Below are 19,356 nucleotides of genomic sequence, written 5' to 3' on the forward strand. Positions count from 1 at the left end.
CGGCCGCGCGGGGGGGGGCCGGCGCCTGGTTTTTGTGGCTGGCCCGCCCCCCGCCACGGCGGCTTTTGGCCCTTCTACCGGCCCGGACGTGTTCTTGCCGGCCCGGACGCGCCCGAAGCGGCACGGGCTCTGACGCATGGCCGGATCGAGCTCTGCTCCCAACCCGGACGGGCTGCCACGGTAGCTCGTAGGAGCACCGTCCGACCGTCCGCCCCGAGTGCTGGAGGAGCTCATGACGACTGCCGCGCAACCGTGCGTCAAGGTCCATGACCGCGAGGTGCTGCCGGCGGGCAGTTCGATCGCGCTGTCGGCCAGGCTGCGGGTCACGATCGACGAAGCGGAGAGCGTCGTCGATCTCACCGGCCGACTGCACGATCTGGTCGCGGAACCCGGCGTGCGCGAGGGCACCCTGCAGGTGTACTGCGGGCACACGACGTGCGGCCTGGTCATCAACGAGAACGACCCCGGCCTGCACCAGGACGTCCAGGCCCTGCTGGAGCGGCTGGCCCCGCACAGCAGCACCCACTGCTACGCCCACGACAAACACCGCACTCCCGGCGAGCGGCAGCTCCACGGCAGCGAACGGGACAACGGCCACTCCCACGCCCGCGCCCAGCTCGCCACCCACCCCGAACTCAACATCCCCATCACGGCGGGAGCCCTCTACCTCGGCCGCTGGCAAGCAGTGATGCTCGCCGAGTTCGACGGCCCCCGCACCCGCGAACTGCTCGTGCGCGTCCACGACGCCGCCCCGCGCCCTCCGGCCGTCTGACCGGCGTGCTCGCGCGGCATCCGCGATTTCACTCTCGAAGCCCGGCCGGCGGTGCGGGCCGCAGGAAGCGGGTGGCCCAGGACGCGGGGACGGCGAGCGCGCAGATCACCAGGGCGACGACGGGTACGGCCCCCGCGCCGTGGCTCGCCATGACGCTTCCGCCGATCGCAGCGCCCGCCGCGATCCCCGCGTTGCCCGCCGACGCGCCGAGTGTCGCCGCGAGGTTCCCGCCCGGTCCCGCGAGGGTGATGATCCGCAGCTGCAGCGGGGGCACCAGGCCGAAGCCCACCACTCCCCAGACCGTCAGCGCCACTGCCGCGGCCACGGGTGCGCCGCCGGCGACGCTCAGCAGTCCCAGGGCCGGCACCAGCACCACGTTGCCCACCAGGAGCGTGGTCGCCGCGGCGCGGTCCGCGAACCAGCCGCCGCCGAACGTGCCGACGACGCTGGCCGCGCCGAAGACCAGCAGGAAGAAGCTGAGCATGCCGCCGGAGATTCCGGTGACGTCCTCCAGGTACGGGGCGAGGTAGGTGAAGGCCGTGAACTGTCCGCTCAGCACGACGAGTTCCACCGCGAGCAGGGCGAGCACCCGGGGCGCCAGCGCGAAGCGCACCTGGGCACGGGTGTCGCCGGAGGCCGCCCCCTCGGCCGGCCGCACGACGGCGAGCACCGCCACCAGGACGGCGGCGGCGAGCACGGCGACCGCCGTGAACGTCGCGCGCCAGCCGTAGGCCTGGCCCAGCAGCGTGCCCAGCGGCACGCCCACGACCGTGGAGGCGGCGATGCCGCCGAAGATCATGGAGACGGCCCGGCCGCGCCGCTCGGGCGGCACCAGGCCGGTGGCCACGGCGGACGCCACGCCCACGTACAGGCCGTGCACGGAACCGGTGAGCAGCCGGGCGGCCACGAGGAGGCCCATGCCCTGCGCGAGGACGGCGATGACGTTGCCCGCGACGTAGGCGGCCAGCGAGGCGCACAGCATTGGCCGCCGGCGCAGGCGGATCGTCGCCAAGGTCAGCAGGGGGCCTCCGGCACAGATGCCCAGGGCGTAGGCGGTGACGAGCAGTCCGGCCCTGCCTGCGGAAACTCCCAGGTCGTCGGCCACGACGTTCAGCACGCCGACGATGACGAGTTCAGCCGTGCCCACGGCGAAGGCGCCCAGGGCCAGCACGGCGAGGGCAGCGCGGCTCCGCCGGGTCCCGGCCGTGCCGCCCGCAGCGCCGCCACCTGTCCTGACGGCGTCCGTAGCCGCGGTGTCCGGAGTCACGGTGTCCGGAGTCACGGTGTCCGGAGTCACGGTGTTCGCGCTCGCGCTGTTCGTGGTCGCGCTGTCCTGGGTCATGATGATCGCACCAGCCCGATGACGGGGATGGCCCGCGTCGTCCGCTCGCGGTAGTGGGCGAAGCCGGGGTCCTGGGCCGTCTGGCGCCGCCAGAGCTCCTCGTGCTCGCTCTCCTCGGCCGGTACGGGCCGCACGGCGAAACGATCCGTGACCGCGGCCGTACCCGCGGCCGTACCGACCTCGACGACGGCCTTCCCCGCCGCCATGAGGTTGCGGTACCAGGCGGGCGCGGCCGGGGCGCCGCCGTTGGCCGCGAAGACCACCAGGCGCTCCCCGTCGGCGAGGTAGACCAGGGGTGTCGTGCGCTCCAGGCCGCTGCGCACGCCCACGGTCGTGAGCAGGAGCAGGGGGATGTCCCCGAAGTCCGCTACCCGGCCGCCGGTCGCCCGGAACTCCTCGATGACGCGCAGGTTGAAGGGGTTGCTGTTGATGGCGTCGGTCATGTCCGTGTGCCCTCTGTTCGTTCCGGTTGTCGTTCGGCCGGTGCTGTCAGGTGGTGCGCCACGGAATCCGGGGCAGGTAGAGCCGCGCGTCCGTCGTGGTCTCGTACGGCATGCCCGCGGGCATGTTGATCAGCTCCATGTGCAGGCCCCAGGGCGTCGTGAAGTACACCCAGCGGTCGCCCGCGATGGGGCCGTCCTCGATGGTCTCCGGCTCGCCGAGGATCGTGACGCCGGGCTGTTCCCGCAGGTATGCGACGGCCTTGTCCACGTCCTCGACGTAGACGGCGAAGTGGTGCCCGCCCCAGTCGCTGTTGCGGGGCAGCGAACGGTTCTGGTCCGGTGCCGTGTAGGCGAAGAGTTCGAGGTTGGTGACCGGGCCGAGCCGGAGCATCGCGATGTGCGCCGAGGCCCCGGGGTGGACGCCGAGCTTCCGGCGCATCCAGTCGCCGTCCGGGTCCTCCACCGGGCCCAGCCGGTAGACGAGTTCGGCCCCGATCACGTCGACGAAGAAGTCGACGGCCTGCTGGAGGTCGGGGACGGTGTACGCGATGTGGTGAACGGCGCGGGCGCCGGGGATTCCGCTCATGGTCCTCAACGCATTCTCGTGCGACGGGTAGAGGTGGGGGTTCAGCGCAGCGCACGCGGCGGGGCCGGGGCGAGGCCGTACCGGGCAGTCCGTCACGTCGGCCCGGAGCCGGCCCGGAAAGGGCCGATCACCTGACACATTCCCGCCGCGGCCGTGGGTCCGCCGGCCCGGTCCGTGCTGCGCTACGAGGGTCCGCCGGACCGGATCCGCTCCGACGGCGACCCACGAACCACGAACCACGAACGATGAACCACGAACTACGAACCACATGAACGACGACACACCACGGGGGTTTCTGTTGGCTACTGAGATGATCCGGAGGCGCAGCGTCCTCGGCGCGGGAGCCGGTGCGGCCCTGGCCGCGGCCGCGGGCGCGACGCTCGGGACCGCCGTACCGGCCCGCGCCGAGGGCGGCGAGGACACCGCCGCCCTCGGGGGTGTCACGGTCACCGCGAAGGACCCGCGGTACAAGGACCTGCGGTCCGGGATGAACCAGCGCTGGGCCGCCAGCCCCGAGTACATCGTGCTGCCCAGGAGGACGGCGGACGTCGTCGCCGCGGTCCACGAGGCGGTCGCCAAGGGCAAGCGCATCACCGTGACCAGCGGAGGCCACTGCTTCGAGGACTTCGTCTTCAATCCCGACGTCGCGGTCATCCTCAACCTCTCCCTGATGAACTCCGTGACGTTCGACCGGAAGATGCAGGCGTTCTGCGTCGAGGCCGGCGCCGCGCTCCTGGACGTCTACGAGGCCCTCTACTCCGGGTGGGGCGTCGTCATACCCGCCGGCATCTGCCACTCCGTCGGCGTCGGCGGACACGTCACCGGCGGCGGTTTCGGTCTGCTCTCCCGGCAGCACGGCCTGGTGATCGACCACCTGCACGCGGTGGAGGTCGTGGTCGTCGACGCGCAGGGCAGCGCCCGCAGCGTCGTGGCGACCCGCCACCCCAAGGACCCGAACCACGACCTGTTCTGGGCGCACGCGGGCGGCGGTGGCGGGAACTTCGGAGTCGTCACCAAGTGCTGGTTCCGCACCCCGGGCGCGAGCGGCGGCGATCCGCGCGGACTGCTGCCGAACCCTCCGGCCGAGGTCTTCGCCACGAACGTCAGCTGGCCCTGGTCGAAGGTCACCAAGGACGGCTTCTCGAAGCTCCTCGCGTACTACGCGCAGTGGCTGGAGCGGACGAACACCCCGGGCACCACCCGGTCCGCGCTGTTCCCCTGGATGCTGCTCAACCACCGCGAGTCGGGGAGCATGGGCGTCATCATCCAGCTCGACGCGACCCTGCCCGGCGCGGCGCAGGTCCTGTCCGACTACCTGGCGGGCCTCAACGACGCGCTGGGGGTGGGCTGGTCGCCGGTCAAGCGCGCGGGCGTGGTCGACTCCGAGTACTCGGTGACCCAGCGGCTCCCCTGGCTGCGGGCCACCCGGTGGATCGGTTCGCTCTCGCCCACGCAGACGGACCCGACGATGCGGGGCAAGCACAAGTCGGCGCACCTGAAGAAGCCGATGCCCCAGGCCCACGTGGACGCCATCTACGAGCACCTGACCGGTGTGCCGAGCCCGGGCCCGTACGCGGGCGTGAACCTCTCGCCGGAGGGGGGGAAGATCGGCTCGGTGTCGCCCACGGCCACCGCCGTCGCCCAGCGCGATTCGATCATCAAGCTCGAGTTCGAGACCTACTGGCACGACCAGCGGGACGACGACAAGAACGTCGCGTGGCTCAGGAAGACCTACTCCGCGGTCTACGCGGACACCGGCGGCGTTCCCGTGCCCAACTCCGTCACGGACGGGTGCTACATCAACTACCCCGACGCCGACCTCAACGACCCTCGGTACAACCGCTCCACGACGCCCTGGCACGACCTCTACTACAAGGGCAACTACAAGCGCCTGCAGGAAGTCAAGCGGGCCTGGGACCCGAGGAACGTCTTCCACCACCGCCAGTCGGTCCAGCCCTGATCGCAGGGGCGGCGCCCGGCCGGCGATCGTCGGACGAACCGTCGGACGACGACCGCCGGCCGGGCGAGACGGACAGCCGAGACAGACAACGGACAGCTCAGACTGAGACAGACAGGAGAACCGCGTATGCGCACCACCACTTTGGGGAAGAACGGCCCGGTCGTCGGCCGGATCGGCCTCGGCACGATGGGCATGTCCTTCGGCTACGACCCGCACGGCTGGGACGACGAGGCCTCCACCCGGGTCATCCGCCGCGCCCTCGACCTCGGGGTCAACCTCATCGACACGGCCGACGCGTACGGGCCGTTCACGAATGAGGAGCTGGTCGGCCGCGCGCTGGCCGGACGGCGCGACGACGTGGTGCTCTCCACCAAGGGCGGCCTGGTCGTCGACGAGAACGGGCTCGGCCTCAACGGCCGTCCGGAGTACCTGAGGGCCGCCGTCGACGCGAGCCTCGCCCGCCTGGGCACCGACCACGTCGACCTGTACTTCCTGCACCGCGTCGACCCGCAGGTGCCGCTGGAGGAGAGCTGGGGGGCGCTCGGCGAGGCCGTGGCCCAGGGCAAGATCCGGGCCCTCGGGCTCTCGGCGGTCTCCCTGGAGCAGGTCCGGCGCGCACAGGAAGTGCACCCCGTCGCCGCCGTCGAGTCGGAGGCGTCGCTGTTCACGCGGGACGCGTTCGACGAGGTGCTGCCGTACTGCACCGCGCACGGCATCGCCTTCCTGCCCTTCTCGCCGCTCGGCCGCGGACTGCTGACCGGCGCCTTCACCAAGCCCTCCGACCTGCCGAAGGACGACTGGCGCAGCACCCAGCCCCGCTTCACCGAAGAGGCCATGGCCGCCAACAAGGCCATCGTCGACTCCGTACGCGCCATCGCCGACCGGCACCGGGCCACCCCCGCACAGGTCGCCCTGGCCTGGCTGCTGGCCAAGGGCGAGCACGTCATCCCGATCCCCGGCACCAAGAGCCTGCGCTACCTGGAGCAGAACGCCGGCGGCGCGGACCTGACGCTGACGGCGGAAGAGGTCGCCGAGCTGGACGCGCTGCCCGCCCCGGTGGGCGCGCCCGAGGCCTGAACCCGGCCGTGTCCCCGTCGTCGTGCTCCGTCCGCCTGCCGCGCGGGCGGAGCACGGCCGCGCCGCCCCCTCGCCCCGTCTCGTGTGTGTCCTGCGCCTGCGCCCCTGTCCCGACGTCTCACTGGAGGAGACGTATGTCCAGCGAAGCCGCTGCCACCGCGGCCATCCCCTCCGCCCCCTTCGACATGCCTCGTCCCCCCGGCCTCAGCTGGTACGTACAGGCACACCACCACGTGGGATACGAGGTCAACATCACCCGCAACCTCCTGTCGCCCTCCAACCCCACCCTCGCCCGCGCCTGCGGCGGCGACGGCCGGCCCGGCACCCGCTGCCTGGTCGTCGTCGACAGCACCGTCGACGGCCTGTACGGCGCGCGGCTGCGGGACTACTTCGCCGCCAAGGGCATCGAGCCCCACTGGCTGACCGTCCCCGGCGACGAGGACTCCAAGGACCTCGACCACGTGGTGCGGGTCACCGAGGCCATGACCGACATGGGGATCCTGCGGCGCACGGAGAAGGTCGTCGCCGTCGGCGGGGGCGTGCTCCTCGACGTCGTCGGCATGGCCGCCAGCCTCTACCGCCGCGGCGTCCCCTACATCCGGGTGCCCACCACCCTGCTGGGCCAGGTCGACGCGGGCGTGGGCGTCAAGACGGGTGTCAACCAGGACCGGCACAAGAACCGGCTCGGCACCTACTTCGCCCCGCAGACCGCCCTCATCGACACCGCGTTCCTGCGCACGATCGATCCGCGGCACGTCGCCAACGGCCTCGCCGAGATCATCAAGATGGCCCTCGTCAAGGACGCCGTGCTGTTCGGCCTGCTCGAACGGACCGCCGCCGGCCTGACCCCGGACGTGCTGGCCGACTGCGCACCCGCCGTCGGCGAGATGATCTCCCGGGCCATCGCCGGCATGCTGGACGAACTCGAACCCAACCTGTGGGAGTCCGTCCTCGAACGGTCGGTGGACTACGGGCACACCTTCAGCCCTTCGCTGGAGCTGCGCGCGGACCCGCCGCTGCTGCACGGCGAGGCGGTCGCCGTCGACATGGCCGTCTGCCTGGCCCTGGCGCACAACCGCGGGCTTCTCACCCGGGCCGACGCCGACCGCGGACTGGCCCTGCTGCGCGCCACGGGCCTGCCCGTCACCGACCCGGTGTTCACCGCCGACCTTCTGGAGAGCGCGCTGCGCGACGCGGTCAAGCACCGCGACGGGCTGCAGCGGGTGCCGCTCACCGACGCCATCGGCTCCGTGGTGTTCGTCAACGACATCACCCGCGACGAGCTCGGGCGTGCGCTGTCCTACGTCCACTCCTACGCCGAACGCGCGGCGGCCCCCGGCGCCGCCGCCCTGTCCACCCTCAGCGGTGCGCCATGAGCCTCGACTTCGCCCGGCTGGCCGGCCGGCTGCACAGCCGCGGGAGCGGGACGCTCACGGTGATGGACGTGGGCGGCACCCACGTGCGCACGGCCCGGTGGTCCCCGGACGGCGGGCTGTCCGACGTCACCGACCAGCCCTCCCCCAGCCGGCTGCTCAACCCCGCCGCATCCGTCGCCGAGCTCCAGCGCCGCATGGTCGGTGTCCTGTGCGACGCCGTGCCGGCCGGACCCGGAGCCGTCGCGGGCGTGTCCTTCGGCGCGGCCCTGTGCCACCGCCGGGGACTGGTGTACGCCTCCGCACCCCTGTGGGGCGATCACAGCCGCCCGTTCGAGCTCAAGGAGGAACTCCTGGCCCGGCGGCCCGACGTCGAGTGGCACGTCGTCAACGACGTCACGGCCGCGCTGCTGCACCTGGCGTGGTCCCCGCAAAGCGCCGGCCGCCGCAAGATGCTGCTGATGACCATCAGTTCCGGCATCGCCTGCCGGACCATCGACTGCCGCCGCGCGGTCATCCCGACCGACGGCTGGGGCCTGCAGGGCGAGGTCGGCCACCTGCCGGCCACCGCGCGCCTCGCCGGCGAGCCCGTCGAACTGCCCTGCGCGTGCGGGACGACCGGGCACCTCGCCGCGTACGCGTCGGGACCGGGGATCCGGCGCATGGCGGAGGTCCTCGAAGAACGCGTGCCGGTGCGCTGGAAGCGCTCGCGGCTGGCCCGTGAACTCGCCTCGGGGCAGGACTTCGAGGAGGCCTTCGGGACGGCTCTGGACGCCTACGACCCGGTGGCCCACGAGCTGCTGACCGCGGTGACCGAGCCGGTGGCCGCCGTCCTGCGCACCGCCCTGTGCCTGGACCCGGAGATCGACCAGCTCGCCCTGACGGGCGGCGTCGCCCAGGCGCTGGCCGGGCACTACCGCCGGGCGATCCTGTTGTGGCACCTCACGCGCGAGGGCCTGTACCTGACCAGCGAGAGCGCCCCGGAGTGGGTCAGTGAACGCCTGGTGGTACCCGGGCCGGACGAGGTCAACGGACTCGTCGGCGCCGGCATCCACGCCCTGCTGAGCATGGGCGGCGCAGCAGGGGACAAGAAGCACGACGAGGGGCACGACGAGGGGCGGCGAACCACCGTACGGGGCGGCAGCGCGCACGACACCGGCCCCGGCACGCCTCCCGGCACCCACTGCGCCATCGTCTGTGACGAAACCGGCCTGGGCGTCCGCCGGATGCCCACCCCCCGGCCGGGCCCGGGAGAGCTGGTGGTCGCGCCCCAGCTGGCCGGCTTGTGCGGCACCGACCTGCAGATGCTGCGCGGCCTGCGCGACGACGGCGCGCCGGTGCTCGGCCACGAAGGCGTGGCACGGGTCACGGCGGTGGGCGAGGGCGTCGGCCCCTCGCTCGCGCCGGGCACCACGGTCGTCATCAACCCCACCCACCACACCGACGCGGCCTTCCTCCTCGGCCACACCGTCGACGGCCTCCTCCAGCAACGCACGCTCGTCCCCGCCACCGCCGTGCGCGGCGGCCTGGTCGTCCCGCTGGCCGAGCCGCCCGAGGCGGAACTCGCCGCCCTGCTCGAACCCCTGGCGGTCGTCCGCTACTCCTTCCAGATCCTGCAGAGCCTGCGGCCGAGGACCCTGCTCGTCTTCGGTGACGGCACCGTCGGTCACCTGGCCGTCAGGGCCGCCCGGCGCTGGCTGGGCGAGGGCGTGCGCACGGTGCACGTCCACCACACCGAGGAAGGCCGGGCCTGGAGCGCGGCGAGCCGGCACCCCGCCGACCACCTGCTCCGCCACGACCTCGCGGGCATCTCCGGCCTGGCGGACGCCGTGGGCCCCGGACCCGTCGCCGTCGTCCTGGCCACCCCCCGGGACGCCACCCTCACCTGCCTGGAGACCGTCCTCGGAAGCCTTGCCGGCGAGACCGCCCGGGGCGTCGCCGTGGACCTCCTCGGCGGCCTGCCTCCCGGCGCCCGTACCCCCCTGCTGCCCGGCGCCGACCTCCCGGCGATCAGGGCGGAGAACCTCGCGGGCCTGCCCTTCCCGCCCCGTGTGGTCCCCGTGGAGACCGCGGCCGGCGGAAGCATCAGCCTCTTCGGTCACCGGGGCGTCGCCAACGACCACCTCCTGGACGCCTCCCGCGAACTGAACCGGAACCCCGGCCACTACCGCGAACTCGTCACCCACGTGGCCGGCCTGGAGGAGGCCGCCGGGATCATGCGGCACCTGGCGGGCACCCGGGACCGGACCGTCGAAGGCCGCCGCCTGATCAAACTGGCCGTACGGCTCGGCCCCGTCGACGACGGCGCCTCGGCGGGACGGACCGCGGCATGAACGCCCGGCCCCCCGCCGTCGGACTCGCCGCCTGGCGCCTCCCGCGCACCGGGCCCTCCGCGCTCGACACCGCCGTCGCGCTCCGGGCGGACGGCGTCCAGTTCGACCTCGGAGGACCCGGACGCGGGGAATGGATCGACGCCCCCGCAACCGTCGAAGCGCTGCGCGCACGCTCCCGGCACACCGGAGTGGCACTGCTCGGGCTCGCGGTCAACGTGCTCAACGACATCGGCCTGACCGCACCACCCGGCTCCCGCCGCGCCCTGGACGTCCGCCGGACCCTGATCCGGGCCCTGGACGCCGCGCACCGGCTCGGGATGCCGATGGTCTTCGTCCCGAGCTTCCGCCGCAGCGCCGTCGACGGCCCCGAAGCCCTCCGCCGCACCGTCACCGTCCTGCGCTGGGCCGTGACCGAGGCAGCGGCCCGCGGCCTGCTCCTCGCCAGCGAGAACGTCCTGGATCCGGCCGGGGCGGCCGCCCTGGCCGAGGGCGTGGCCCACCCGCGCTTCAGGCTGCTGCTCGACACGTACAACCCTCGCCTGGCGGGCCTGGACGTGCCGGCGCTGGTCGCCGCGGCAGCGCCGCACTGGGCCGACCAGATCCACCTCAAGGACGGCGCGGCCGGTTCCGGTTCCGCACCGCTGCTGGGCGACGGCGACGGACAGGTCGCCGCCACGCTGGCGGCCGTGGCCCGGCACCGCCTCCCCCTCCGCGCCCTGGTCCTGGAGAACGACTACCGCGACGGCGACCTCGTACGGGCCCGTCAGGACGTCGCCCGTGCCCGGACCCTGGCCGCGCGCCTCGTCCCGGATGCCGCACCCACGAGGGAACACCCATGAAGACGCCGCACACGTTCACCGTCCAGGCCCTGCTGTTCGACATGGACGGCACGCTCGTCGACTCCACCACCGCCGTCGCCCGCACCTGGCGGCGGTTCGCCCGGCGGCACGGTCTCGACGCGGAGGAGATCCTGCGGACCTCCCACGGTCACCGCACCGCCGAGACCGTGGCCCGGCACGCTCCCTCCGGGGCCGACGTGGACGCGGAGACCGCGTGGCTCGTCGCCCAGGACGTCGCCGACACGACCGGCGTGGTGGCCGTGCCCGGCGCCGCGGAGCTGCTCGCCACGCTGCCCCCGGACCGCTGGGCCCTGGTGACCTCGGCCGGCCGCGAACTCGCCGCCCGCCGGATGGCCGCCGCCGGGCTCACCCCGCCCCCCGTGACCGTGACCGCCGACGACGTCGCCGCGGGCAAGCCCGACCCCGAGGGATACCTCACCGCCGCACGCCTGCTCGGGGTGCCCGCCGCCGGCACGGTCGTCTTCGAGGACGCCCCGGCAGGCCTGGACGCCGCCAGGGCCGCCGGAGCGCGACCCGTCGTCGTCGGCCCGTACTCCGGCACCGCCGCCCGCGGCCTGTCACGCGTCCCGGACCTGCGTCCCGTACGCGCCGGCCTGCGGGACGACGGGCGCATCGAGCTGACGCTGCACGCCGCAACCCTTCTCCGAGAGGACGTGACCAGCCCATGACCACCGCACCCGCCGTCCGCATCAGCGGCCGCGTCGCCCCCGGCTTCGAGCCGGTGCGGGGCGAGTTCGAGCGGAACTTCGCCGAGCGCGACGACGGCGGAGCCGCCCTCGCCGTCGAGTGGAAGGGCTCCCTGGTCGTCGACCTGTGGGGCGGCACCGCCGACACCCCGGCGGCACGCCCGTGGAGGCACGACACCAAGCAGCTCATCTTCTCCGGCAGCAAGGGGATCCTCGTCACCACCCTGCTGCAGCTGGTGGACCGCGGCGCCATCGACCTCGACGTCCCCGTCGCCCGCTACTGGCCCGAGTTCGCCGCGGCCGGCAAGGAGCGCATCACCCTGCGCGAGGTGGTCACCTTCACCGCCCGGATGCCCACCGTGGCCGCCCCCGTGTCCCAAGAGGACCTCGGCGACCCCGAGGCCGCGGCCCGGCTGCTCGCCGCCCAGGAACCGGAGTCCGACCCCCGCGCCGACGGCATCCTCTACGGCCCCTTCGCCACGGGCTGGATCGTCGCCGAGGTCATCCGCCGTGTCGACGGCCGGCGCCTCGACCGCTACTTCGCCGAGGAGATCGCCCGGCCCCACGGCCTCGACATCTCCTTCGGCATCACGCCCGCCGAGGAGCACCGCGTCGCCCGCACCGAGTACGGCCCCGGCTTCCTCGACCAGTTCACCGGGTTCGTCACCAGCACCGACCCGCTCACCCAGCGCGTCTGGCAGAACCCCCTGCCCTTCCCCGAGGACGAGGAGACCTGGAACCGCCCCGGACGCCGCTTCACCCTCATCCCCGCCGCCAACGCCTACGGCACCGCCCGCTCCTTCGCCCGCCTCTTCGGCATCCTCGCGGCCGACGCCGTCCGCGACCCCGACGACACCCCCCGCCTGCTCTCGCGCCGCCTCCTCGACGACGCCCGCCGGGTGCACGTGCAGAAGACCGACCAGCTCATCGACGTGCCCATGGTCTACGGCGGTGGGGGCTACCGCCTCCGCTCCCACCCCCGCCCCGGTCCGGACGGGAACTCCTTCGGGCACGACGGCGCCGGCGGCTCCGCCAACCAGGCCTGGCCCCGGGTCGGCGTCGGCATCTCCTACGTCATGAACCGGCTCATCGCCCTCGGCCCCGACGACAAGCGGGCCTCCTCCCTCCTGAAGACGGTCTCGCGCGTGATAGCCGAACGGACGGGTTGAGGAGAGGAGATGAGGAGGTGAGGACGCCATGAGACCCGGTACCACCGCCCCCGACCGGCAACCACCCCCGTCCACGCCCATCCGCGGCGCCGGAGCGACCGGCGCCGGGGTTCCTGGCGCCGAAGCACCAGCCCCTCCCGCCACGACCCCGGCGGACCCCCCGGCCCGCCTCGGCCGGTGCACCGCCGTGGTCGCACTCGGAGGACTGCTCTTCGGGTTCGACACCGGAGTGATCTCCGGTGCCCTGCTCTTCCTCAAGGAAGACCTCGCACTCGACTCCTTCGAAGAGGGAGCGGTGGTCTCCACCCTCCTCATCGGCGCGGCGGCCGGAGCGCTGCTCAGCGGCCGGCCCGCCGACCGCTGGGGCCGCAAGCCCGTGCTCGTCGCCGTGGCGGCCACCTTCACGATCGGCCTGCTCCTCGCCGCCCTCGCCACCGGCTTCTGGATGCTGATAGCCGCCCGGACCGTCCTGGGACTCGCCGTCGGAGCCGCCTCCGCCGTCGTCCCGCTCTACCTCTCCGAGATCGCCCCGCCCCGGCTGCGCGGCAGACTCGTCACCGCCAACCAGGTCCTGCTCACCACCGGCATCCTCGTCTCGTACCTGATCAACCTCGGTTTCTCCGGCACCGCGAACTGGCGCGCCATGTTCGCGGTGGGCCTGGTGCCCTCCGTCGCCATGCTCCTCGGCACGCTCACCATCCCCGAGAGCCCCGCCCGGCGCCGCCCGCCCGCACCCCGCCCGCCGGGCGCCGGCGCCGGGACCCGCCGCATGCTCCTGGCGCGGTCGGCACGGCCCGCCCTCGTCATCGGCGTCACCCTCGGAGCCGTCCAGCAGTTCGGCGGCATCAACTCCGTCATCTACTACGCGCCGAGCCTCTTCCACCGGGCCGGGCTCACCGCCGGGAACTCGATCACCTACTCGGTCGTCATCGGCGCCGTCAACGTCGCCGCAACCGCCCTCTCCGTGCCCCTCATCGACCGCCTCGGCCGCCGCCCCCTGCTCCTCCTCTCCCTCGCGGGCATGCTCGTCTCCCTCGTCCCGCTCGGCTTCGCCCTCGCCGCGGGCGGATCCGGCGGCGCGGTCGTCGCCGTCGTCTGCATGGTCGCCTACGTCGCCGCCTTCGCCGTCGGCCTCGGCCCCGTCTTCTGGATCCTCATCTGCGAACTCTTCCCGCCCGAGGCGCGCGCCCGCGGCGCCGGCGTCTGCGCCGTCGTCAACTGGGCCGCCAACTTCGCCGTGGGCCAGATGTTCCTGCCCGTCGCCGACCTCACCGGCGACGGTGCCGTCTTCTGGTTCTTCGCCGCGGTGTCGCTGGCGGCGATCGTCTTCGTCCACCGCACCGTCCCGGAGACGAAGAACCGCTCCTTCGAGGAGATCCAGCAGGACCTGCTCCCCGTCCGGGCCTGACCGCGGATCGTCCCGCGGCGCGCTCGTCGCCGCTACGCTCGCGGGCTCGCGGTCAGGGTGAGGCTTCCGGGAAGGGCCGCACACGCTTCCCGGAAGTGGGCGGCCAGGTCACCGCGCGTCGGTGTGCCCGGGGAGGACACCCATGTGTCCAGTGCACAGTGGAACGCGGCGACGAGCATGTCCAGGGCGAGCCGTGGGCGCAGATCGTCCTCGCTCCCGAAGTCGAACCGGCGGTGAAGGATGCCGAGCGCGGCGCGGCTGGTGTCGTTGCAGAACCGCAGGCCATGCGCATCCATCGACGGAGCGCGGGCGGCCAGCTGACGGCTGAGCAGGACGCGGTGCGCCCAGTCGTCAGCAGTCATGCGCTCCAGGGCGGCGCACAGCGCCGTCCGGAGCATCTCCAGCAGTGGGCGGCGGCCGGGCTCGCGGGTTTCGAGGTCGTCGAGGAAGGCCCGCCACAGATCCTGCGTCGGCGCCATGGCCACGTCCTCCTTGCTGCTGAAGTGCCGGAAGAACGTGCGCTTGGACGTCTCCACCTCGTCGCAGAGCTCGTCGAGGGTCACGCCGTGGAAGCCCCGCTCGGTGAACAGCTCCAGAGCGGTGTCGATCAGGGCTTCCCGCGTACGTCGCTTCTTGCGCTCGCGCAGTGGGAGCCGGTCGCCGTGTTCGCGTGGTGTGAGCACATTCCCCATGACGGACAGCGTACCCGAGGGGTAATTGCCACTTGCAGGCATGCGCCACTCAGTGGCATAACTGTGGTCCTGCGCCACGACTACCGAAGGATTCACCGCCATGCGCGCCTTGCTCGTCGACCGCTCCTCACCTGCCGGACTCCGGCTCGCCACGGTCCCCGACCCCGAACCCGCCCCTCACCAGGCTCTGGTCCGGGTGAAAGCGGCCTCCCTCAACTACGGCGAGGTCCGGTTCGCCCTCCAGGAAGCGCCCGAGGGCACTGTCCTCGGATGGGACGCGGCCGGGGTGGTGGTGCGAGCAGCCGCCGACGGATCCGGCCCGGCGGCCGGCACCCCGGTGGTCACACTCGGCCCCGACGGCGCGTGGGGCGAACTCCGCGCCGTGGACACCGACCTGATCGGCGTGGCCCCGGCAGGAGCCGACTTCGGAGCCCTCAGCACCATCCCCGTGGCGGGAGCCACCGCCCTGCGCGCCCTCCACCGCCTCGGGCCGATCCTGGGACGGCGCGTGCTCGTCACCGGCGCGACAGGCGGTACGGGCCGGTACGTGGTGCAGTTGGCCCGGCGCGGCGGAGCGCACGTCGTGGCCTCCACCGGATCCCCGGCACAGCACGGCGACAGCCTGCGCGGATCGGGGGCGCACGAAGTGGTGGCAGGGCCGCTCGAAGCCGAAGGGCCAATCGACGGGGTGGTGGATCTGGTGGGCGGGCAACAACTCGTCGACGCCTACAGCATGCTGCGCGAAGGCGGCACCCTCGTCGCCGTCGGGCACTCCGCGCACGAAGCCGAAACCTTCCCGTACGGTGCCCTCTTCGGCGACCAGGGCCGGCACGACCGCTCGATCACCACCTTCTTCCTGCTCGCCTGCACAGGCCTCGCTCCGGATCTGTCGTGGCTCGCGAGCCGGGTCGCTTCCGGCGACCTCGACCCGCAGATCTCCTGGCGCGGCGACTGGGAGAACGCCGCGGACGCCATGGACGCCCTGCTCGGCCGCCGCCTCCACGGCAAGGCGGTACTCGACATTCCCTGAGGCACCGCACCGGGTGCGGAAACCGGTCGGGCCGGCGCCCGTCCCGGCCGGTGCCTGCCGGCTCGAAGGCGACGCGTACGAGCTCGTGATGCACGGCACCCGGCCGGCCACTACCGGCAGGCCGAGCTGGAGGTCCTGGCCGATTCCGGGGTCCTTTCGGGAATGCAGCGCACGAAGAGCCGGTGGCACACGCGCGTGCCGCCGGCCCTTCGTACGTACGGCTGTTCCTGCGATCCACCCGCCCGTCAGAAGCCGAGGGATCCCAGCAGTCCGGTCACCGGCGAGACGAGGTCGTGGCCGAACTGCGTGACCTTGGTGACGACCTTGGTGCCGCCGAGCGCACCGATCCACTTGGACTGGCCGAAGGTGAGCACGCCCAGAGCGGTGCCGGCGAGGGACGACTTGAACTCGCTGCTCGTCCACCCGTAGCCGATGCCCGTGAACAGGGTGTTGAGCCCGGCGAACGCGAGGGAGGCGTAGGCGAACCCGGAGGCGGCGGCTTCCACGAACGGCACGGCGGGCGGGAAGAACATGCCGACCGCCAGGCCGCCGATGCCGAGGAGGGCGGAGGCGAAGCCGGTGCCGATGCTGAGCCAGTTGGTGGCGTTGGCCGCCCACCGCGCGCCTTCCTTCCACCAGGGAAGGCCGCCCTTGACGTTGTCGTTGTCGGGCGAGTCCGCCGGGTTCTTCCCGGCCTCCTTGGCCCTGCGCGCTTCTTCGGCGGCCTTCCTGGCCGCCTCCGCGACCTCGGCCTTCCGCTTGGCCGCGGCGATCTGGTGCGCCTGGCTCGCGGCCGCAGCGGCCGTCCGGGCGTCCTTGCCCGCCTGGACGGCGGAGGCACGGGCCGAAGCCGCCGACGCCTGGGCGGAGTTGGCGGAGGCCACGGCGCGGCGGGCGGCGTCCACGGCGCGGTTCGCGGAGTAGTTCGCCGAGCGTGCGGCCGTACGCGCGGTGGCGGCGGCCTGCTTCGCCTTGTCGGCCGAAGCCTGCGCCTCCTTGGCCGACTTCTCGGCGGCGTCCGCGTTCGCGTCGGCCTGCTTCGCGTAGTCGGCGGCCTTCTCGGCGGACTTCTTGGCCTTGTCCGCCCACTTCAGCGCCTCGTCGGCGGCGTCCCTGGCCTTCGCCGCCGCCTCCTGCGCACGGGCGGCGTCTTCCTGCGCCTTGTGCGCGATCTTCGCGGCGGCGGCGATCGCCCCCTGCATCGCGGCGATGTGGGTGGCGGAGTCGTGGTCGAGCTGCGCGGTCTTGTACTGGACCGAGGCGAGGAAGTTGCGGCGCATCCACGCCGGGCCCTCCATCGCGGCCTGGGCGTGGGCCTTGGTGTACGGGCCGGCCTTGCCGATGACGGCGGCGGTGGCGACCGCGTCGTCCTCCCGCTGCGCCGCCTCGTACGCACCGCTGAGGAACTCGTACAGGGCCTGGGCGGTGCCCGCGTTCAGCGCGTCGTTCGCGGCCTTCGTCACCGCGCTGCCGGGGTTGTTGGCCAGGACGCGGGAGACCGCGACGCGGTTGTCCATGGCGGCGGCCCCGACGACGTCGGTGCCGAGGAACTTGGTGGCGGCGTCGAGGTCGTCGCTCTCCAGTGCCTTGGTCGCGGCGTCGGCGACGTCCGGGGCGGAGGTCTGGGCGATGTAGAGGACGGTCTCGCGGTCGTCCTGCTTCTGGGCGATCCGCCGGTCGGCGTCGATCCAGGCGTGGACGTCGGCGTCCGCACCGCACAGGGCGAACCGCGCGGCCTCACGGGACCAGCCGCCGCGGGAGTCCATCAGGGCGATGGCCGCCTTGCGGCCGAGCGTGGCGGCAAGACCCGTGTCACCCGCCTTCAGTGCCGACTCGGCCCGGGAGAGGAGGTCCTTCGTGGCCTGGTCGGCCTGGTCGGACTGCGTACGTCTCTTGGCGAGTTCGGCTTTCTCCTGCTCTTCGATCTGCGCGAGCAGCCGGGCCTCTTCGAGCGCCTGCTGCACGTCCTGGTCCAGGCGCTGCCACTCGGCCTCGCGCGCCTTCTTCTCCACCTCGACCGCCCGGTTGACGGCGTCGGTGGCGGTGTTCGCGGCCTTGGTGGCCTCGTTGGCGAACTCGGTGGACTTCTTCGCGTATTCGACGGCCTTGCCGGCGTACTTCACGGCCCACTCGGCGGCTTCCGCGGCCTTCTCCGCGTGGTCGGCCGCGCTGTTCGCGGCGTCGCGCGCGGTGCGGGCGGCCGTCGCCGCCGCGTTCGCCAGGGACTGCGCCGTGCCGGCGGCGCTGGTCGCGATCGCGGCGTTGGCGTTGGCGATCTGCGCCTGCCGCCGGGCCTCCGCGGCCTCGGCCTGCGCCTTGCCCGCGGCGGAGGCGGCCGTGGCGGAGGCGTTCGCGGCGGCCGCGGCATTGCGGGCCGCCGAGGCGGCGGACGATCCGGCGCTCGCGGCCTGGGCCGAGGCAGTGGCGGCGTAGTCGGCGGCCCTGGCCGCGCTGCGCGCCTTCGCGGCGGCGTTGCGGGCGGCGACGGCGGCGTCCTTGGCGGCCGCGGTCTTGGCGGCGTCCTTCGAGGCGGCGATGGCGGCGCCGTACGCCCGGGCGGCGGCGGAACCGGCGGTGGCCGCGGCCTGGCTCGCGGCGGTGGCGGCGTAGGCGGCGCGGCGGGAGGCCTGGACGGCGGCGTGGGAGGCGCGGATGGCGACCCGGGCCGAGTCGGCCGCGCCCTTGGCGGACTCGGCGGCCTTGCGGGCCGCCCTGCCGGACTTGACCACGTCGTTCTGGGCGGCCTGGGCCTCGGCCGCGGCCTTCTCCGCCGCTTCCTTGGCCTTCGCGGCGGCCTCCACGGCGCGGGCGGCGGCCTCTTCGGCCTGCTTCGTCTTCGCGTCGGCCTTCTTGCCCTCGCGCTCGACGACCGCGACGAGTTCCTCGATCGTCGCGGCCTCCTGGTCGCGGGCCCGGGCGATGTGCTGGCCCGTCTCCAGGAACCATTCGACGTCGTCGGCGGAGCCGGACAGGGCGCGGGAGGCGTACTTCCGCACTTCCGGGCCCGCCTCGACCATGAGCTTGGAGGCCTCGACGCGCATGTCCTCCAGGCGGGCGGCGTACTGGCCCTCGGTGAGGAACTCCTCCAGGGCCGCCCGGGTGCCCGCGTCCAGGGCGGCGCCGCCGTCGCGGCGTACGGCCTTGTCGCCGGTGGCCATCACGGTCGTGGTGGCCACGCGCAGGTCTTCGAGGATCGCGGCCTTGAAGCCGCCCTTGAGGTAGTCGGCGATGGAGGCGTCGCCGCCGTCGATCGCCGCGGCGGCCTCGCGCCGCGTGCCCTTGCCGCCTCCGGCGAGGGAGGTGACGACGGCGACGCGGTTGTCCTCCGCCGTGGCCTTGGGCAGTTCGTCGGTCAGGAAGGCCTGGATGTCGGCGTCGGTGCCGGAGAGCGCGGCCTGGGCGGCGGCGCGGACGGCCTTGCCGCCCAGCAGCCACGCCTTGACGGCCTTGGCCCGGTCGGTGTCGGGCAGGCCGAACGGGTCGCCGTCGTCGTCGGCCGGAGGGGTGTCGGCCAGGGCGGCTACGGGATTGAGGACGAGGCTCGAAGTGGCGGCGACGGCCGTAGTGGCTGCTATGGCGCCGAGAACGCGCCGTCTGCTCCAAAACGTGGTGTCCAAAGCGGTCC

General features: G+C 73.4%; 15 protein-coding genes. 10 read left to right on the forward strand and 5 right to left on the reverse strand.

Annotated elements, in window-relative coordinates; translation table 11 throughout:
- Window positions 1-232 precede the first annotated feature (232 nt).
- Window positions 233-772 carry a secondary thiamine-phosphate synthase enzyme YjbQ gene (locus ACOTKD_RS02600; protein WP_424887164.1) on the forward strand — a complete coding sequence of 180 codons (540 nt, stop codon included), beginning with the start codon at window positions 233-235 and terminating at the stop codon, window positions 770-772.
- A gap of 28 nt (window positions 773-800) precedes the next feature.
- Here ACOTKD_RS02600 and ACOTKD_RS02605 read toward each other — a convergent pair whose 3' ends face one another.
- The 3 genes from ACOTKD_RS02605 to ACOTKD_RS02615 are packed head-to-tail and all read right to left on the reverse strand — an operon-like array spanning window position 801 to window position 3,143.
- Window positions 801-2,114 carry an MFS transporter gene (locus ACOTKD_RS02605; protein ID WP_424887165.1) on the reverse strand — a complete coding sequence of 438 codons (1,314 nt, stop codon included), beginning with the start codon at window positions 2,112-2,114 and terminating at the stop codon, window positions 801-803.
- Window positions 2,111-2,557, reverse strand: a complete 447-nt coding sequence (locus tag ACOTKD_RS02610) for a nitroreductase/quinone reductase family protein (protein WP_424887167.1) — start codon at window positions 2,555-2,557, stop codon at window positions 2,111-2,113. The genes ACOTKD_RS02605 and ACOTKD_RS02610 overlap by 4 nt, the downstream gene beginning before the upstream one ends.
- A 46-nt stretch (window positions 2,558-2,603) precedes the next feature.
- Window positions 2,604-3,143, reverse strand: coding sequence for a VOC family protein (locus tag ACOTKD_RS02615; protein WP_424887168.1), 540 nt, complete (start codon window positions 3,141-3,143; stop codon window positions 2,604-2,606).
- A 310-nt stretch (window positions 3,144-3,453) separates the two neighbouring features.
- Between ACOTKD_RS02615 and ACOTKD_RS02620 the strand changes: the two genes are divergently transcribed.
- The 8 genes from ACOTKD_RS02620 to ACOTKD_RS02655 all read left to right on the forward strand — a co-directional run bounded on the left by ACOTKD_RS02620 (window position 3,454) and on the right by ACOTKD_RS02655 (window position 14,009).
- Window positions 3,454-5,103, forward strand: coding sequence for an FAD-binding protein (locus tag ACOTKD_RS02620; protein ID WP_424887169.1), 1,650 nt, complete (start codon window positions 3,454-3,456; stop codon window positions 5,101-5,103).
- Between the two features lie 126 nt (window positions 5,104-5,229).
- Complete coding sequence (locus tag ACOTKD_RS02625; RefSeq protein WP_424887170.1) at window positions 5,230-6,180, forward strand: aldo/keto reductase; 951 nt, start codon at window positions 5,230-5,232, stop codon at window positions 6,178-6,180.
- Between the two features lie 134 nt (window positions 6,181-6,314).
- The gene (locus ACOTKD_RS02630; protein WP_424887171.1) at window positions 6,315-7,556 is read left to right on the forward strand and encodes a sedoheptulose 7-phosphate cyclase; all 1,242 of its coding nucleotides are present in this window, start codon (window positions 6,315-6,317) and stop codon (window positions 7,554-7,556) included.
- Complete coding sequence (locus ACOTKD_RS02635; protein WP_424887173.1) at window positions 7,553-9,886, forward strand: ROK family protein; 2,334 nt, start codon at window positions 7,553-7,555, stop codon at window positions 9,884-9,886. Before ACOTKD_RS02630 ends, ACOTKD_RS02635 begins: the two co-directional genes overlap by 4 nt.
- Window positions 9,883-10,725 carry a sugar phosphate isomerase/epimerase family protein gene (locus ACOTKD_RS02640; protein WP_424887174.1) on the forward strand — a complete coding sequence of 281 codons (843 nt, stop codon included), beginning with the start codon at window positions 9,883-9,885 and terminating at the stop codon, window positions 10,723-10,725. The genes ACOTKD_RS02635 and ACOTKD_RS02640 overlap by 4 nt, the downstream gene beginning before the upstream one ends.
- Window positions 10,722-11,414 (forward strand): HAD-IA family hydrolase, encoded by a 693-nt coding sequence (locus tag ACOTKD_RS02645; protein WP_424887175.1) that lies wholly within the window; start codon window positions 10,722-10,724, stop codon window positions 11,412-11,414. The genes ACOTKD_RS02640 and ACOTKD_RS02645 overlap by 4 nt, the downstream gene beginning before the upstream one ends.
- Window positions 11,411-12,601, forward strand: a complete 1,191-nt coding sequence (locus ACOTKD_RS02650; RefSeq protein WP_424887177.1) for a serine hydrolase domain-containing protein — start codon at window positions 11,411-11,413, stop codon at window positions 12,599-12,601. Before ACOTKD_RS02645 ends, ACOTKD_RS02650 begins: the two co-directional genes overlap by 4 nt.
- Before the next feature lie 187 nt (window positions 12,602-12,788).
- The gene (locus ACOTKD_RS02655; protein ID WP_424887178.1) at window positions 12,789-14,009 is read left to right on the forward strand and encodes an MFS transporter; all 1,221 of its coding nucleotides are present in this window, start codon (window positions 12,789-12,791) and stop codon (window positions 14,007-14,009) included.
- Window positions 14,010-14,041: 32 nt separating this feature from the next.
- On the opposite strand, the gene ACOTKD_RS02660 is transcribed toward ACOTKD_RS02655, so the two are convergent.
- A complete protein-coding gene (locus ACOTKD_RS02660) occupies window positions 14,042-14,701 on the reverse strand; it encodes a TetR/AcrR family transcriptional regulator (RefSeq protein WP_424887179.1) in 660 nt (219 codons plus the stop codon).
- Between the two features lie 100 nt (window positions 14,702-14,801).
- Here ACOTKD_RS02660 and ACOTKD_RS02665 point away from each other — a divergent pair, with 100 nt between their 5' ends.
- A complete protein-coding gene (locus ACOTKD_RS02665; protein WP_424887180.1) occupies window positions 14,802-15,731 on the forward strand; it encodes a zinc-binding dehydrogenase in 930 nt (309 codons plus the stop codon).
- A 245-nt stretch (window positions 15,732-15,976) separates the two neighbouring features.
- On the opposite strand, the gene ACOTKD_RS02670 is transcribed toward ACOTKD_RS02665, so the two are convergent.
- A complete protein-coding gene (locus tag ACOTKD_RS02670) occupies window positions 15,977-19,348 on the reverse strand; it encodes a hypothetical protein (RefSeq protein WP_424887181.1) in 3,372 nt (1,123 codons plus the stop codon).
- Between the last annotated feature and the right edge of the window lie 8 nt (window positions 19,349-19,356).

Source organism: Streptomyces sp. XH2, from assembly GCF_049725035.1.
GTDB classification, from domain to species: Bacteria; Actinomycetota; Actinomycetes; order Streptomycetales; family Streptomycetaceae; genus Streptomyces; species Streptomyces roseoverticillatus.